Raw genomic sequence first — 15,652 nt, forward strand, 5'->3', positions numbered from 1 at the left:
TCGACGCCGCGGGTCCTTTACGGCTTCGCGCGCCTGTCCTTCCCTCCGGAGATCGTCATGTCCGACACCAAATCCATCGAGGAAAAACTCGATGCCCTCGTCGCCTCCCTCGCCGCGCTCACCGCTTTCGTCAGCGAAATTCCCGATGCCGTCCATGTCGAAATGCCAAAACTGAAGGCGGCTCTTCAGGGCAACAAGGCTTTGAGCGAAACGCAGATCAAGCTCGCCATCGATGCCGCGCGTGAAATCAAACATGCCGTCCAGGCGAAACATGGCGACGCGCATTAATCCCGAAGATCGCTATGAGGCTATTCGTATGACCGCCGACATGAGACGGGAAAATCTCTCGCCGCAGGCGGCGGCCATGCGCATCCGTCGCGCCGAAATTCGAGATCAGGACACGATTCTGGCTCTCGTCCATGAACTCGCCCTTTATGAAAAACTGAGTGGCGAAGTCGAGGCGAATGCGGAAAGCCTCGGCCAGGCCTTGTTTTGTCCAGATCCGAAAGTCTTTTGCGATCTCGTCGAGGAAGCTGGAGAGATCGTCGGCTTCTCTGTGTGGTTCTATACGTTCTCGACCTTCAAAGGCCGTCACGGCATCTGGCTGGAGGATCTCTATATCCAGCCCGCCCATCGCGGCCATGGCCTTGGCAAGGCGTTGCTCGTCGGTCTCGCGCAGCGCTGCGCGGCGGAAAATCTCGGGCGTCTGGAATGGTCCGTGCTCGACTGGAACACGCCCTCGATCGGCTTTTACCAGCACATTGGCGCGCGGCTCATGGACCAATGGACCAATTGCCGTCTCGACGGCGCGGCACTCACGCAACTCGCGGCCCTCTAAGCCGTTTCAAGCAAAGCCTTTTTGCTGAGTGACAAGAAAAGGCTCATTCGATGAGGCAGAGCTTTCACACGACTCGAGGAAGCGTGTGAGAGCTCTGTTTCTCCGTTCCTTGCCCAATCATAAGCTGGATCCCGCCTTGGGGGATAACGACTTTCCTCTTACAATCGTCGCGGCCCTTGCCGACAATCGCGTCATCGGGCTGAATCAGGCCATGCCTTGGGATCTTCCTGGTGATCGCCGTCATTTTCGCGAGCGGACCTGGGGCAAACCCATGCTGATGGGGCGCAAAACCTTCGAGTCTATCGGCCGCGCCCTGCCCGGGCGCGAAACCATTGTCCTGACGAGAGACGAGACCTTTGCCGCGCCCGGCGTCTTGGTCGCGCATGATCTTGAAGGCGCGCTCGGCCTCGCACACGATTGGGCCAGAATCATGGGCGCCAAGACGATCATTCTGGTCGGCGGCGGCGAGCTTTTCGCCGCTCTGTTGCCAAGGGTCGAACGGCTCGAACTCACCCTTGTCGAGGGGAATCCAAAAGGCGATACATTCTTCCCTCCGATCGATTGGTCACAATGGGAGGAAGAGAAGCGATCAGGCCCACTGCAGGGTCCAAACGACACAATCTCTTACCAATTCGTCGATTATCATCGGAAGCTTGGCGCCGGCGCGACTATCCACTCATGATTGCTTGACTTACAAAACGCATCAGGAAGGATATCCGGCGATGCATGACCTCTATGCGCAGCGAACCTGGAAAAGATGAATGCCCTGGAGCAATAACGGCGGCAATGGCGAGAAGGGCATGGAGCCGAGCGGGAATCCCTGGAAATCTGGAACGGAAGGCCCTTGGGGTCAGCGCCCGGAACCTCCGTCCAGCGATTTCGGAGATTGGCTCCGGCGCGGCCTGGACAGATTGAGGCAACTTCCTCCGACCGGCTGGAATATCAATATCGGCATCGGCGTTGTGCTGCTCCTCCTCTTCCTTTGGCTCGCATCCGGTTTCTATACCGTGCGGCCCAATGAGATCGGCCTCAACAAGACATTCGGACGCTTTACCAGCAGGGCGAATCCCGGCCTCAATTACAACTATCCCTTCCCCATCGGCAGCGTGCAGATCCTGCAAGTGACCGATCGGAATACGATCAATATCGGCTTTACCATCCGGCCGGATGCCCGCCATCCCAATACCCAGGCACAATATGATCTGCCCGAGGAAAGCCTGATGCTGACGGGCGATGAAAATATCGCCGATGTGAAATTCGTGGTGGTCTGGCAGATCGATCCTTTGCGCCCCGAGGATTTTGCCTTCAATGTCGCCAATCAGCGTGAAACCGTGAAAGCCGTCGCTGAAAGCGCCATGCGCGAAGTGATCGGGCGCAGCCAGATCCAGCGCATTCTGACCGCCGAGCGCAAGGTCATCGAGCCGGCGGTGCAGGAGCTCATGCAGAAAGTCCTCAACGACTACAAAGCTGGCGTTCTCATTTTGCAAGTACAATTGCAATCCGTCGATCCACCTGAGCAGGTGATTGCCGCCTTTCGCGATGTGACAGCGGCGCAGCAGGATCTCGATCGTATGCGCAACGAGGCTGAAGCCTATGCCAATCGCATCGTACCGGAAGCACGCGGCGCGGCGGCGGCAATCGTGCAGGAAGCAGAAGGTTATCGCGCCCGTTCCATCGCCGAGGCGACTGGCCAGGCGGCGCGCTTCAACCAGATTTACGATGAATATAAAAAGGCTCCGCAAATCACACGCGAGCGGCTTTATCTCGAAACCCTCGAACGGGTTCTCGGCAGTGTGGACAAGGTGCTGATCGACGCCAAGACCGGCCAGGGAGCCGTCCAGGGCGTTCTCCCCTATCTGCCGCTCGATCACTTCCAGACCGAGACCAAGGCGCCGGAGACCCGGGCCCCCAAGGCGGGAGATCAGAAATGAAATACCCGTCCGGCCTCGCGCTTTCGCTCGTGCTGCTTGTCCTTGTCCTTCTCGGCGGTGGCACGTTCTTCATCGTGCAGCAGACACAGCAAGCCCTGGTTCTGCGCTTCGGCGAGCCCCTGCCCGGTCGTGGTCTCGTCACCAAGCCTGGCTTGTATTTCAAGCTTCCCTCCATCGAAACCGCCGTCTTTCTCGACAATCGTATTCTCGATGTCGAAACCGCGAAACAGGAGGTTCTTGCTTCCGACAATACGCGCATCGAGGTGGACGCTTTTCTACGCTACAGGATCATTGATCCCTTGCGTTTCTACCAGAGCGTCGGCTCGGTGGAGCGGGCAGCCAATCAGCTCGGCTACATTTTGAATTCGGCGGTAAGGCGTGTTCTCGGCGAGGCCAATCTCACCCAGATCGTGCGTGACGAACGCGCGCAATTAATGGTCAAGATCCGTGATCAGGTCAATCGGGAGGCCGATCGTCTCGGCGTCACTGTCGTGGATGTCCGCATACGCCGCGCCGACCTGCCACGCCAGATTTCCGAAAAAGTATTCAACCGCATGCAGACCGAGCGCGCCCGCGAAGCGGCGGAATATCGGGCACAAGGGTCGGAACAGGCACAAATGATCACCGCCAAAGCCAATCGCGATGTGACGATCATCCAGGCCGAAGCACGCCGTCAAGGCGAACAGATTCGCGGCGAAGGCGACGCCCAGCGCGCCCGTATTTTCGCCGAGGCGTTCGGACGAGACCAGGATTTTTTCGCTTTTTATCGCTCGATGCAGGCCTATGAAACGAGTCTGAAACCCGACTCGACCAAGCTGGTCATCGATCCAGGGTCCGAGTTTTTCCGTTTTCTCGGAAGCTCTTCAGGACGCGCCGCACAGTAAGGGTCTCGAACGCGAGCAGAAGCCCGACACCTTACCGGTATCGGGCTTTTGGGGATTTAAAAGCTTTATTTCGCCTCAGGCTTGGTCCCGCCGGTTTTCGGCTCTTCCTTGGCCGCGTCTTTCTTCTTCGGCGTGGCGATCACATCCTTGGAGATGAAACGAAGCCCGTCCTGCGCCTGCTTCAATGCCAGATTGGCGTTGTAATAATCGTGGGACTCCAAGAGGCTCGCCGCATGAGCGACCGTATCTATGGTGTCCTGCAATGGCGCGACGACCAGGATGAAATCCGCCTCTGCACCCGTGACTTTCAAGACCTCATGCGCCTTGCCAGCCTTGCCCTGCCGTAAATGCCGATTGGCCGTCGCGACAGCGGCACTTTTGACGCGGCTGCCCGCCAGATTTTCATTCAGGACGAATTCGCTATCGACCGGGATCCAGGCAACCGACTTGGCCGCATCGGCCTCCGGCTTAGCGGCGTCAGCCGACGTTTTTGGTGCTGGCGACAATTCGGAGGCAGCCTTCAAAAACTGGCTATCGTCGGCTTTCGCGCGCGTTAGGGCTTGTTGCGCCTCTGCCACCAGCTTCACCGCGGATTGTGTATCACCATCATAAATCGCCTGACGGGCCAGCTCGATATCTTCGAAAGCAAGATGACCATCATTTGATAGTTTGGCGAAATCTTCTGCCACCACTTTATCGTTGGCGACCTCTTTCGCGGTCTCCGCGGCGAGCAGATTGTGTACTCCCAGCCCCGTGGCCAGGATGGTTGCCATTACGAATCTGATTCTCTTCATGATATTTCTCCATGACACCCTATCCACAGATGCACGGATGCCTTGGCGACCTTAGGCCTGTCAATGCGACGCTCGCCGGGGATAAGCCCCGGCCAGGTCCTGCCAATGCCATGACAAAGGCGTGCCCAGTTTCATTGAAAGCTTGTTTCTCTTTCAGAGTTTATTGTTAAGTTTATGCTTATCCTGGACCTTCGCCAAGCTCCGCTCAAGCCAAGATCGTGATCATATGCCGCGGCCAGGGAAGCGGGTGATGCCCACAAATCAGCGTGAGCATTGGCGTTCATCGCGGTTCATCGGGCAAGAATGATGCGTCCTTTTCAGTTTTTCATGGTGCGGCGAGACAAAAAGTGGTTTCCACGGAGAGTTGAGAAATTCCCAAGCGCTTTTTTCAGCGCAAACGGTCTACACTATTAAAAAAGCCGTTCTTTCCCTTCAGAGCCTGGCTCGATTGCAAAAGCCTCAACGAGACGAGGCGTCACGTCACGATCGGAGATCATTTCCATGGGTTTGGCCCGCAGGTTCCTTCCCGTTTCCTTCCCCCTACCGGTACGACCCGCGCGAGGCCGGGCGCTGCGCTTCGGCTCAAGCCTCGCACTGAGCCTCACTTCGGGACTCATGCTGGCCACGACCTCTTTGCCGCCTTTTACCTTGGTCGAGGCACAAGCGCGCGGACCAGAATCCCTGGCCGATCTCTCGGCTGCCGTCAGCGATGCGGTCGTCAATATTTCCGCGACGCAGACCGTGGACGAAAAGCGCCCCGGCAATGGGCCACAGCTTGAGCCAGGCACGCCGTTCGACGATCTGTTCGAGGAATTTTTCCGTCGCCGGCAGCAGCGTGGCGGTGGTGGGGGTGGCGGTGCCGTTCCGCGCCCGCATGAGCGCCGCTCGAATTCGCTGGGCTCTGGCTTCGTCATCGATCCGGCCGGCATCATCATCACCAATAATCACGTCATCGCCGATGCCAATGAGGTGACGGTCATCTTTACCGATGGTCAAAAGCTCAAGGCGCAGGTCCTCGGCAAGGATGCGAAGGTCGATGTGGCTGTCCTCAAGGTCAAGCCGGAGAAGCCCCTGAAGGCCGTTAAATTCGGCGACAGTGAAGTCATGCGGGTCGGTGATTGGGTCATTGCCGTCGGCAATCCCTTCGGGCTCGGCGGCACGGTGACGGCGGGCATTGTTTCGGCGCGCAACCGCAACATCGATTCCGGCCCTTACGACAATTATATCCAGACCGATGCAGCCATCAACAAGGGGAATTCCGGTGGCCCCTTGTTCAATATGGCCGGTGAGGTGATCGGTATTAATACAGCGATCCTGTCGCCCTCCGGCGGCTCGATCGGCATCGGTTTCGCGACGCCTGCGTCCATGGTCGTTCCGATTGTGGAGCAATTGCAGAAATTTGGCGAAACACGCCGGGGCTGGCTTGGCGTGCGCATCCAGAATGTCGATGACACCATCGCCGAAAGCCTCAATCTCGGCACGGCGCGCGGCGCGTTGATCGCCGGCGTGGACGACAAGGGACCGGCCAAGTCGGCTGGCCTCTCCGCTGGCGACGTCATCGTCAAATTCGATGGCACTGCAATCAAGGAATCGCGTGATCTGCCCAAGCTCGTCGCCATGGCCGCCGTCGGCAAGGACGTGCCGGTCGTCCTGATCCGTCAGGGCAAGGAGATCACCAAAAACGTGAAGCTCGGCCGTCTCGAGGACAATGAGAAACAGGCCTCGCTCAATACGCCCGATCGCGACGAAAGCGCGCTCGGCTCAGCGAGCCAGCGTGTCCTGGGGATGAGCCTGTCTGCGCTGACCGACGAAGCTCGGCAGAAATTCGCGATCCGCGACACTGTCGCATCGGGCGTCGTCATCACCGATGTCGATCCTGAATCGGCGGCGGCGGAAAAACATATTCAGCCGGGTGAACTGGTCGTCGAAATCAATCAGGACGCGGTGAAGACACCGGCCGAGATCAACAAGAAATTGCAGAGCCTGAAGGAGCAAGGCAAGAAATCAGCTTTGCTGCTCGTCTCCAACGGACAGGGTGAAGTGCGTTTCGTCGCTCTTGCCATTCCTTGAAACGTCATTCCGTAACCGGCACCGGAAGCGATTTGACTTTTCCGTATTTCCTTGGAGCCGAGGTGGATCATCCGCCTCGGCTCAATTTTATGGTCCGACAGCCCGCGTCTTATATTCATTCAATAATACCAAAAGTCATAAAGAGTGACTCACGGAGACACCTGAAATTTTCGATATGCCTTTGAAAAGGCGAAAATTCGGGACAAGGAACCAAGCATCCCTATCGCGAGACTTGGCATAAAGTCGTTCAGAGATACTTCTCACTGATGTCGATCGTCGACTCCCTGCCTAGCTGGCCGAAGTGGGCGGCAAGCCAAGCATCTGCCCGCTCGCGGCCGACATTCATAAGCTTGTTGACCTGGTCCCAGTCAGCGTTCAATTTACTCCCCGCGCTCATCGTTCGCATCACATCGTCTGCCTCGATACTGTGAATCAGCATGCGCTTCATGGTGTTGTCCAGGATCTTCTGCTCCTCGATCAGCTTGGTCACGAAACAGACTGAGCGCATCTCACGCATGAGCGAGGAGTTGAAGCTGATTTCGTTGATGCGATTCAGGATCTCGCCTGCTGTTTTTGGCACATCGGGGCGCTCGATGGGATTGATATGGACAATCACCACGTCTCGGCTTTCGCAATTATAGATGAGTGGGAAGATTGCCGGATTGCCCATATACCCACCATCCCAAAAGTACTCACCGTCGATTTCGATCGCCTGGAACAGAAACGGAAGACAAGCCGAAGCCAGAACAGCGTCGGGTCCGATCTCTTCGTTGTCAAACACACGTATCTTTCCCGTTCTTACGTTCGTTGCCGAGAGAAAAAGCTTGATCGGACAATGCGGCTTGCGTATCGCGTCAAAGTCGACCGTATCGCAAAGGATGGAACGCAGAGGATTGATGTTGAACGGGTTGAACTGGTAGGGTGAAAACAACCGGGTCAAGAGGTCGAATTGGACGAAAACCGGCGATTTGTCGAGGGAGTGGTTGCCCATCAACCGGTCAAACAGAGTTGGCTGTAGAGGGCTGAGCGACGCTAGATAGGCAAGGTGGTGCCAAAAGTTCGTCAGCGCCTGTCGTGCGCCTGTGCGCCCACCGACGGCCAGCCCATAAGCCAGTACCGTTGCGTTCACCGCGCCAACACTCGTGGCGCTGATACCGTCGAAGTCGATACGTTCATCTTCAAGGAGCCGATCGAGCACGCCCCAGGCAAAAGCTCCATGCGAGCCGCCACCCTGGAGCGCTAAATTGATCCGCTTCAGATGAGGTGAATTGGTGACCCCGAAGTCCAGAGGGTGGGTTTCGATGCCGGTATCCATGCAGCCTCCCCTTTCATTCCCGACCAATGTCTAGACCGAAGGGCGCGTGAATTTATTCCTGGGCTGGCTCGCTGACCAAGCAACTTGCAAGTTCGCAGGGCAGTTGATTGGCGCTTTTCAGGGTGTGGATCATGAGCAGCTTGGCATGACCACGGATCTCGACCTCCTGCCGACGTGCGCCCTGTAAGTCCACACCAGAACATGCGATGAGATCTTCCGAGACGACGAGTTCGCAATCGTAGTGCTTGCAGAGTGACTCGAGACGGCTTGCGGTATTAACCGTATCGCCCACCGCGGTAAGCGCCTTCATTCCTCCGTTACCTATCTCGCCGACGATCGCCGGACCGAAATGGATGCCAAGCCCCAATCTGAGTGGAGCATCAAGATCGGGGGCGAGAACCCGGTTCAACTCCACCAGCTGGATAGACATGAGGCGCGCCGCAATCAGGGCTTGTCGGCACGCGTCCGGAGCGTCGGTCTCCAACCCGAAGAGTGCCATAACGCCATCTCCAATAAACTTGTCGACGCGCCCACCCGCCATTTCGACGCTGTCGCCCATGGCCTGGCAATAACGGTTCAGCAGGAAAACGACGTCGTAAGGAAGTTTAGTCTCGGTGATATGCGTAAAATCGCGGAGGTCAGCAAAGAGGATCGCGATCCTCCGTTCGCCACCATGTGCATAGATCGAATGCCGAAGAGCCTTGCGGGCAGGTTCGAACGCCGGCAGCAGCGGCGTTACCTCGATGGGTCCGAGCGGCTGCAACTGACAGGCTAAACGGACGTTTGGCGGGTCGCCGATGCGATGTAGGATGTCGAGCTCCTCCGAAGATGGGTCCGGTAGCGCACCGAGCGCGGCGCGCACACGCACGCGGCAGGTCGAGCAGCGTCCTTTGCCGCCACAGATCGAGGCGTGCGGTACACCAAGGAGGCGGCTTGCCTCGAGCACCGTAAAGCCACGGACAACCTCAATAGAACGCCCGCCCGGATAGGAGATACGCGCGACACCTTTTCGGCGCCACCATTCATGCCGCACCATTCGAGCGATCAGCACAAGTGCAATGGCGCCGAGGAATACGAAACGAATGCTCCAAGTGATGGTGAAGAGTGCAGGACGCGCTTCCGGCGGCGGCTGGCTGGCAAGCGTGCGGGCCAGGTAAGCAGGGTCCCGCGCAATCACCACGCCGATCTCTCGCCCGCCAGCGATATATCCGAAAAGCGCAAGGACAGGCACAAGGAGAGCCGCGGCATATAGAAATGGCTGGGCGGTGTCATACCATGGCCGCAAGCGCAGCGAGAATCGTAACCCGATGCAGGCATGCGTCCAGGCAGCGAACAGTAAGGCTATCTGCAAGAAACCGTTGAGGCGATGACCGTACCAGAGGAAGGTCAGCAGGTTCTTGTAATGACCGAAATCCCCGCCATAGAACGCAGCAGCAATGCGCGTGTTGGTCACATGCTCCGCAAGGAGCAAGGGCACAGTGAATCCGAGAATGTATTGCGCGGCCTCGACGGGCAGGAGCTTGAGCAAATGACGTTGCCAAACCGCGTAGAGCGCAAGCGTCACATGAATTATAAGTGCGCCATAGAGAACGAACGTGACCGGCGGATATGACCAAATCGGGTACACCACCGACAACATCGTGTCCATCGCCGCTATCGAAATAATCCCGAGGCTGTGGTTGACAAAATGCGTCAGGACATAGGTGAAGAGGATGACACCGGTGATCAAGCGCAGCCGTCGAACCATCAGTGCCTCCCGCGTCGTCAACCGCGCCAATTCAAGGCGTAATCCGCCGCACGTTTATGCGGTTGCAGGTTCAGGCTCCCATGAGACTCAGTTTTCCAATTGGTGGCACGCTCCATTGCTCTGGTCGGTGCACGCAAAGTGAAGAAGACCAGTTAAAAGCGCGACCAAGACACAGCTGTCATCAATCGATTAAGAATTTTTAGTTTAAAGGAACCAAGCGTCGCCTAAAGGGCTTTTCACTAAAGCTGAACCAGCCGACAGTTGGATGATTTTCCAAAGGGTCCCTGCCCCACGCCCATGGATCGGGATGATGTCCTCGAACCGGTGCTTATGGATGCGTCCCCGCCCATCGCCCAGATTCCCAAGATACCGATACTTCCCCCTCTCCATTCTTCAGCCTCATCAAGCCCGCCAGGGAAAGCCCACAGGCATAAGCCTTTATCCTGTCTGATTAAAATTTGCTCAGAATGAAACAATTCTGATGATTTGCTTGACAGCAATAATCATTCTGCCTAATTAAACGCAGTCTTTAGCACTCACCATTCATGAGTGCTAACAAGAGACAGCTTCAGTCGGCCAAGCTTCGCGGTGGCGCCTTTCGCATTCGGTGCGTCGCGAATTTTTAAGGAAGCATTAAACAATGACTTTTCGTCCTTTGCACGACCGTGTCGTGGTCAAGCGCCTCGAGAGCGAGGAAAAGACCAAGGGTGGCATCATCATTCCCGACAGCGCCAAGGAGAAGCCGCAAGAGGGTGAGATCATCGCCGTCGGACCGGGCGGACGCGACGAGAGCGGCAAGCTGATCCCCCTCGACGTCAAGGCGGGTGACAAGATTTTGTTCGGCAAATGGTCGGGCACCGAAGTCAAGATTGATGGCCAGGATCTCCTCATCATGAAGGAGAGCGACATTCTCGGTGTCGTTGGCTGAGTCCTCCCAAGAGCCTCATCTTTTCTCAATAAATTCCGCGAAAGCGATTCAGGAGTTTCAACATGGCAGCCAAAGACGTCCGTTTCTCGTCTGATGCCCGCGATCGTATGCTGCGCGGCGTCGAGATCCTGGCCAATGCGGTCAAGGTCACCCTCGGCCCCAAAGGCCGTAACGTCGTCATCGAAAAATCCTTCGGTGCGCCGCGCATCACCAAGGACGGCGTGAGCGTCGCCAAGGAGATCGAACTCGCCGACAAGTTCGAAAATCTCGGTGCGCAGCTCGTGCGCGAAGTCGCTTCCAAGCAGAACGATGCGGCTGGCGACGGCACCACCACCGCCACCATTCTCGCCGCTTCCATCGTCAAGGAAGGCACCAAGGCGGTCGCCGCCGGCCTCAACCCGATGGATCTGAAGCGCGGCATCGACCACGCCGTCGAAGCGATCGTCGCCGACCTCAAGGCTAATTCCAAGAAGGTCACCTCGAACGACGAAATCGCCCAGGTCGGCACGATTTCGGCCAATGGCGACAAGTCCGTCGGCGACATGATCTCGACCGCCATGCAGAAGGTCGGCAACGAGGGTGTCATCACCGTCGAGGAAGCCAAGAGCCTCGAGACCGAGCTCGATGTCGTCGAAGGCATGCAGTTCGATCGCGGCTATCTCTCCCCCTACTTCATCACCAATGCCGAGAAGATGATCGCCGAGCTCGAGGATCCCTATATCCTCGTCCACGAGAAAAAGCTCTCCTCGCTGCAAGCCATGCTGCCGGTGCTCGAAGCCGTCGTGCAGACCGGCAAGCCGCTCGTCATCATCGCTGAGGACGTCGAAGGTGAGGCTCTTGCCACGCTCGTCGTCAACAAGCTGCGCGGTGGCCTCAAGGTCGCGGCCGTCAAGGCTCCGGGCTTCGGTGATCGCCGCAAGGCCATGCTCGAAGACATCGCCATCCTGACCGGCGGCACCCTGATCTCCGAAGAGCTCGGCATCAAGCTCGAGAACGTCACGCTTGCCATGCTCGGCCGCGCCAAGCGCATCCGCATCGACAAGGAAGCCACGACGATCATCGATGGCGCCGGCAACAAGGACGACATCGAGGGCCGTATCTCCCAGATCAAGGCTCAGATCGCCGAGACCACTTCCGATTACGATCGTGAAAAGATGCAGGAGCGTCTCGCCAAGCTCGCTGGCGGCGTCGCCGTGCTGCGTGTCGGCGGCTCGACCGAAGTCGAAGTGAAGGAAAAGAAGGACCGCGTCGACGACGCGCTCAACGCGACCCGCGCTGCGGTCGAAGAAGGCGTTTCCCCCGGTGGTGGTGTCGCTCTTCTCCGCGCGATCAAGGCGCTCGAAAACCTGCCTACGGATAATTCCGACCAGAAGGCTGGTATCGAAATCGTCCGCAAGGCGATCCAGACCCCGGCTAAGCAGATCGTCGACAATTCCGGCGGCGACGGCGCGGTCGTGGTTGGCAAGCTGCTCGAGTCGAACGAATATGCTTTCGGCTACAATGCCCAGACCGGCGAATATGGCGACATGGTCAAGCTCGGCATTATCGACCCGACCAAGGTTGTCCGCACGGCGCTCCAAGATGCGGCTTCCATTGCCGGCCTCCTGATCACCACCGAGGCGACGATCACCGAAGCGCCGAAGAAGGAAGCTCCGCTTCCTCCGATGGGCGGTGGCGGCATGGGCGGCATGGGCGGTATGGATTTCTAAGCCCAGTCATAGCCCTCGATTTTTCAGGACCTCGGCTTCGGCCGGGGTCTTTTTTTGTCTGTTCTCCTGTCTCCGCTCCAGTTTTTCGGTCAAATCCTAAAACCTTTTTGAAGGTCTCACAGCTTCTCACGCAACTCCATGTTCTATAGTTCTTTTTATAAATGGACCCGTGTCTCGTTCGCGCGATGAAACTGGCGTGAGTCTTGATGGCGGCCAAGAACATTCTTCCGAGCCCCGAGGCTTGAAAGGGAAAGTCCAAACAGGAGAAGGCTCTCTCAGTGCTGGATGCCTGCCATGGCGCGGGTCCAGTGAATGCACTGAAAAACGCGCCGGAAAGGTGCGACATGCTGGAGAGCGCTTAGGAGGAAGATGAAAGTGAATCGGGAGTCTGAGGGCGAGTTGACAGCCCTGCAACAACGCAAGACGGCGACGAGGGCAGATCTGCTCGACGCGATTTATACGTCCTGTTCCTTTTTATCCCGCGCACAAACCCGCGAGATTTTTGAAATGGCGCTGGAGGAAATTTCCGAGGCCTTATTACGTGGCGAAACGGTCAAGCTCCGTTCATTTGGCCTATTTTCCGTGCGCGCCAAGCGGGAGCGGATCGGACGCAATCCTCGGACTGGCGTCGAGGTTCCGATCAAACCACGCCGGGTTCTCACCTTCAAAGCCTCGCCTGTTCTCGCCGCCTCGGTCAATGGAACCCAGGTGCCGGTCGAGGACGGCCACGAAGATTGAAATCAATCATCAGGACCGGCGTCGCGTCGGCACCATAATGCCTTTACCTTAAGCCTGACTTCAGCGGCTTCATGCCTCCGCCGCTGAAGTCAGGCTTTTCGTTTTCCGTCCGAGACGAATCTCATTGTCTGTCGTCCCAATCCGCACGCTGCCTCCCGGCAGATTGACTGCGCTCGTCCGCCAGAAGGTTGTTCAGCCTCTCTTCAAGCGCAAAATCGCATGATGCCAGACGACTCCTATTTTTCTTGAAAAACCTTAAATATCAATCTAGTAAAGGTTAGTTTACTAATCGGGCGATAGGTTGATCGTCGAGATTTTTCGCTCGAACGCATTTTCTTCACTTTGCGCCTTCATCCCTTCGCGCGACAATGGGTTTCAATAACGCATTACCGCGTAGGAAACGCTCCCAATCGATCCATTTGATCGTTCCAAAGGCAGGCCATGCAGCTTCTCGCTTTGATCGTCGTCCTCTTCGCGGGAGTCGGCGCCGTCGCCGGATTCCATACCGGAGACCTGCTCGTCTGGCTGCTGGCCGCGACTAGCGCCCTTTGCGCGGTGACCACTTGGCAAAGCCGTCAGATCTCGAGTTTCCTCAAAATTTTCGCGGCTATTTTCGCGGTCGAGACAGTGATCTTCGGCTCTCTCTGTCTCCTGGATAAGGTCGGGCTTTGGCCAGAATCTCTTGCCGATTATGCCCTGCCAGAAAGCCTGCCGTTGACGGTCGCGATGTTCGCGATTCTCGTCTATGCCGTTTCCTTCATTCCGGTCGTGCGGTCGATGACCAAGATCGCCGATCGCTATTTCGAGACCAGCGATCCAACGATTGCGCGGGTTTGGCCCTTTCCCGCATTCGGTGCGATGGAACGGCGTCTTGCAGCGACCATGATCGTCTTTCTCGTTCTGCTCAATCAGGCTGAGGTCGGCATTGATATCCGCCTCTCCTTCTTCAGCCGCGACTGGTTCAACGCCATCCAGGCCAAGGACGAGCATACATTCTGGATCCAGCTCTTTTACGTCTTCATCCCATGGGCTTTCATTTATATCGCCGCCGTCGTCACGGAATATGTCATCGCTTCGACGCTGGTCATACGCTGGCGGAGCTGGCTCAATAATTTCTATGTCGATCGCTGGCTGGACAATCATACCCATTACCGGATGCAGCTTCTGGGAACGACTAGCGACAATCCAGACCAACGTATTTCCGAGGATATCTATCGTTTCATCGATGGTGGACAGGCCAGCGGCTACGGTATCTACACTTTCACCATTCTTTTGATCGCCAAGCTGAGTTCGCTCGTTTCCTATGCGATCATCCTCTGGTCGCTATCGGCCAATTTCACCCTGCCCTATTACGATATAGCGGTACCGGGTTTTCTGTTCTGGGCGGCGCTTTTCTATGCTGGCGTCGGCACTTTCGTGACTCATCTTCTCGGCCGTTCGCTGACAACCCTCGCCTTCAAGCAACAGCGGTTCGAGGCGGATTATCGTTTCTCCCTCGCACGCCTGCGTGAATATGGCGAGCAGATTGCCCTCTTGCTCGGAGAAGAGGCTGAAAAGGCGACGCTCAAGCAGCGTTTCTCCTCTGTTATTGGCAATTATTATCAGATCGTCACGACCCGGAAAAAACTGACAGCCTTCACCTCGTCCTATGGCATGGTGAGCCAGTTCATTCCTTATTTCCTCGCGGCCCCGTTTTATTTCGCTGGCAAGATAACCTTTGGCGTCATGTCGCAGACGGCGTCGGCTTTCATGAGCGTCAATTCGGCCCTGACTTTCTTCATCAATTATTATGTGTCCCTGGCCGAATTCAAATCGGTGCTGGATCGTCTGACCTCTTTTGATGCCGCGATTGAAAAGGCGCAGGGCCTCGGCACCTTCAGGCCACGTGGATCGTTTCCAACGGAGGCTTTGCCCGAAGCCGAGATCATGACCCATCTCGGCCTTGAAAATCTCAAGCTGCACCTGCCGGATGGATCGGCAATCGTCGAAAACGCTAATCTTGCCTTCAGGCCGAGCGAGGCAGCCTTGTTGACCGGCCCGTCGGGTTCCGGCAAATCCACTCTCCTGCGTGCGCTTTCAGGCATCTGGCCCTTTGGCGAGGGCACGATCGCGCGGCCGCATCATCAGCATTTGATGCTGTTGCCGCAAAAGCCCTATATGCCGATAGGAACCCTGCGCTCCGCCATCACCTATCCAGCCGACCCTCTTGCCTTTGAGGAAGAAACGGTTCGCGAGACCTTGCGCGCGGTGAAACTCGAACGTCTCATCGATAAGCTCGATGTCGAGGATCTCTGGGCACAACGCCTGTCCGGCGGCGAGCAACAACGTCTCGCCATCGCGCGCGCCCTCCTCGCCAAACCCGACTGGTTGTTCCTCGACGAAGCGACCTCGGCCATGGACGAAACGCTGGAAGCAACGGTCTATAAAACCCTGGTCGAAAAACTGCCGGCGACGACGATCGTCTCCATCGGCCATCGCAGCAGTCTGATCCACTTCCACAGCCGCCACATCGAAATGCGTGGCACGCAGGAAGGCAGTTTCACTCTCGTTGAAATTTCGGCGCCGAAGGCCGCGGAATGAACGGACACCAAGAGCCGCTATCAGCAGTCGCTCTCAGCGCCTCTTGGTCTGACTTCCAGATTTTTACTTCACCCAAAATAAAACCCCCAAAAGCGGATTACCGCTTTTGGGGGCTGTG

13 protein-coding genes are annotated in these 15,652 nt (G+C 57.0%); 10 read left to right on the plus strand and 3 right to left on the minus strand.

Annotated features, from left to right (window positions below; genetic code table 11):
- Positions 1 to 57 precede the first annotated feature (57 nt).
- The 5 genes from BIND_RS08765 (at position 58) to hflC (ending at position 3,653) form a co-directional block, all read left to right on the plus strand.
- Positions 58 to 288, plus strand: coding sequence for a hypothetical protein (locus BIND_RS08765; RefSeq protein ID WP_148210596.1), 231 nt, complete (start codon positions 58 to 60; stop codon positions 286 to 288).
- Entirely contained in the window at positions 272 to 838 is a 567-nt protein-coding gene (locus BIND_RS08770) for a GNAT family N-acetyltransferase (protein WP_012384715.1), read from the plus strand. The genes BIND_RS08765 and BIND_RS08770 overlap by 17 nt, the downstream gene beginning before the upstream one ends.
- A gap of 136 nt (positions 839 to 974) precedes the next feature.
- On the plus strand, positions 975 to 1,520 hold the full coding sequence (locus BIND_RS08775; protein ID WP_041778629.1) for a dihydrofolate reductase: 546 nt from the start codon (positions 975 to 977) through the stop codon (positions 1,518 to 1,520).
- Positions 1,521 to 1,599: 79 nt separating this feature from the next.
- Positions 1,600 to 2,769: an FtsH protease activity modulator HflK gene (gene hflK, locus BIND_RS08780; RefSeq protein ID WP_012384717.1), complete on the plus strand. Its 1,170-nt coding sequence runs from the start codon at positions 1,600 to 1,602 to the stop codon at positions 2,767 to 2,769.
- The gene (gene hflC / locus BIND_RS08785) at positions 2,766 to 3,653 is read left to right on the plus strand and encodes a protease modulator HflC (RefSeq protein ID WP_012384718.1); all 888 of its coding nucleotides are present in this window, start codon (positions 2,766 to 2,768) and stop codon (positions 3,651 to 3,653) included. Before hflK ends, hflC begins: the two co-directional genes overlap by 4 nt.
- 65 nt (positions 3,654 to 3,718) lie before the next feature.
- Here the strand turns inward: hflC and BIND_RS08790 are convergent, their stop codons facing one another.
- Positions 3,719 to 4,447, minus strand: a complete 729-nt coding sequence (locus BIND_RS08790; protein ID WP_012384719.1) for a YfdX family protein — start codon at positions 4,445 to 4,447, stop codon at positions 3,719 to 3,721.
- Between the two features lie 501 nt (positions 4,448 to 4,948).
- On the opposite strand from BIND_RS08790, the gene BIND_RS08795 reads away from it, so the two are divergent.
- A complete protein-coding gene (locus BIND_RS08795) occupies positions 4,949 to 6,517 on the plus strand; it encodes a Do family serine endopeptidase (protein ID WP_012384720.1) in 1,569 nt (522 codons plus the stop codon).
- Between the two features lie 247 nt (positions 6,518 to 6,764).
- Here the strand turns inward: BIND_RS08795 and BIND_RS08800 are convergent, their stop codons facing one another.
- Both BIND_RS08800 and BIND_RS08805 read right to left on the minus strand, forming a co-directional pair.
- Entirely contained in the window at positions 6,765 to 7,832 is a 1,068-nt protein-coding gene (locus BIND_RS08800) for a patatin-like phospholipase family protein (protein ID WP_012384721.1), read from the minus strand.
- Between the two features lie 52 nt (positions 7,833 to 7,884).
- On the minus strand, positions 7,885 to 9,579 hold the full coding sequence (locus BIND_RS08805) for an adenylate/guanylate cyclase domain-containing protein (protein ID WP_012384722.1): 1,695 nt from the start codon (positions 9,577 to 9,579) through the stop codon (positions 7,885 to 7,887).
- Positions 9,580 to 10,219: 640 nt separating this feature from the next.
- Here BIND_RS08805 and groES point away from each other — a divergent pair.
- The 4 genes from groES (at position 10,220) to BIND_RS08830 (ending at position 15,534) form a co-directional block, all read left to right on the plus strand.
- Complete coding sequence (groES, locus tag BIND_RS08815) at positions 10,220 to 10,507, plus strand: co-chaperone GroES (RefSeq protein WP_012384724.1); 288 nt, start codon at positions 10,220 to 10,222, stop codon at positions 10,505 to 10,507.
- Positions 10,508 to 10,569: 62 nt separating this feature from the next.
- Complete coding sequence (gene groL, locus BIND_RS08820) at positions 10,570 to 12,216, plus strand: chaperonin GroEL (RefSeq protein ID WP_012384725.1); 1,647 nt, start codon at positions 10,570 to 10,572, stop codon at positions 12,214 to 12,216.
- 369 nt (positions 12,217 to 12,585) lie between these two features.
- Complete coding sequence (locus BIND_RS08825; protein ID WP_012384726.1) at positions 12,586 to 12,954, plus strand: integration host factor subunit alpha; 369 nt, start codon at positions 12,586 to 12,588, stop codon at positions 12,952 to 12,954.
- A 441-nt stretch (positions 12,955 to 13,395) separates the two neighbouring features.
- The gene (locus tag BIND_RS08830) at positions 13,396 to 15,534 is read left to right on the plus strand and encodes an ABC transporter ATP-binding protein/permease (RefSeq protein ID WP_012384727.1); all 2,139 of its coding nucleotides are present in this window, start codon (positions 13,396 to 13,398) and stop codon (positions 15,532 to 15,534) included.
- Positions 15,535 to 15,652 lie beyond the last annotated feature (118 nt).

Source organism: Beijerinckia indica subsp. indica ATCC 9039, from assembly GCF_000019845.1.
Classification (GTDB): domain Bacteria; phylum Pseudomonadota; class Alphaproteobacteria; order Rhizobiales; family Beijerinckiaceae; genus Beijerinckia; species Beijerinckia indica.

Excerpts from the sequence above, each read along its gene's own strand:
- BIND_RS08765 (WP_148210596.1), top strand. The coding sequence starts at position 58 with ATGTCCGACACCAAATCCATCGAGGAAAAACTCGATGCCCTCGTCGCC.
- BIND_RS08770 (WP_012384715.1), top strand. The coding sequence starts at position 272 with ATGGCGACGCGCATTAATCCCGAAGATCGCTATGAGGCTATTCGTATG.
- hflK (WP_012384717.1), top strand. The coding sequence starts at position 1,600 with ATGCCCTGGAGCAATAACGGCGGCAATGGCGAGAAGGGCATGGAGCCG.
- hflC (WP_012384718.1), top strand. The coding sequence starts at position 2,766 with ATGAAATACCCGTCCGGCCTCGCGCTTTCGCTCGTGCTGCTTGTCCTT.
- BIND_RS08790 (WP_012384719.1), bottom strand. The coding sequence starts at position 4,447 with ATGAAGAGAATCAGATTCGTAATGGCAACCATCCTGGCCACGGGGCTG.
- BIND_RS08795 (WP_012384720.1), top strand. The coding sequence starts at position 4,949 with ATGGGTTTGGCCCGCAGGTTCCTTCCCGTTTCCTTCCCCCTACCGGTA.
- BIND_RS08800 (WP_012384721.1), bottom strand. The coding sequence starts at position 7,832 with ATGGATACCGGCATCGAAACCCACCCTCTGGACTTCGGGGTCACCAAT.
- BIND_RS08805 (WP_012384722.1), bottom strand. The coding sequence starts at position 9,579 with ATGGTTCGACGGCTGCGCTTGATCACCGGTGTCATCCTCTTCACCTAT.
- groES (WP_012384724.1), top strand. The coding sequence starts at position 10,220 with ATGACTTTTCGTCCTTTGCACGACCGTGTCGTGGTCAAGCGCCTCGAG.
- groL (WP_012384725.1), top strand. The coding sequence starts at position 10,570 with ATGGCAGCCAAAGACGTCCGTTTCTCGTCTGATGCCCGCGATCGTATG.
- BIND_RS08825 (WP_012384726.1), top strand. The coding sequence starts at position 12,586 with ATGAAAGTGAATCGGGAGTCTGAGGGCGAGTTGACAGCCCTGCAACAA.
- BIND_RS08830 (WP_012384727.1), top strand. The coding sequence starts at position 13,396 with ATGCAGCTTCTCGCTTTGATCGTCGTCCTCTTCGCGGGAGTCGGCGCC.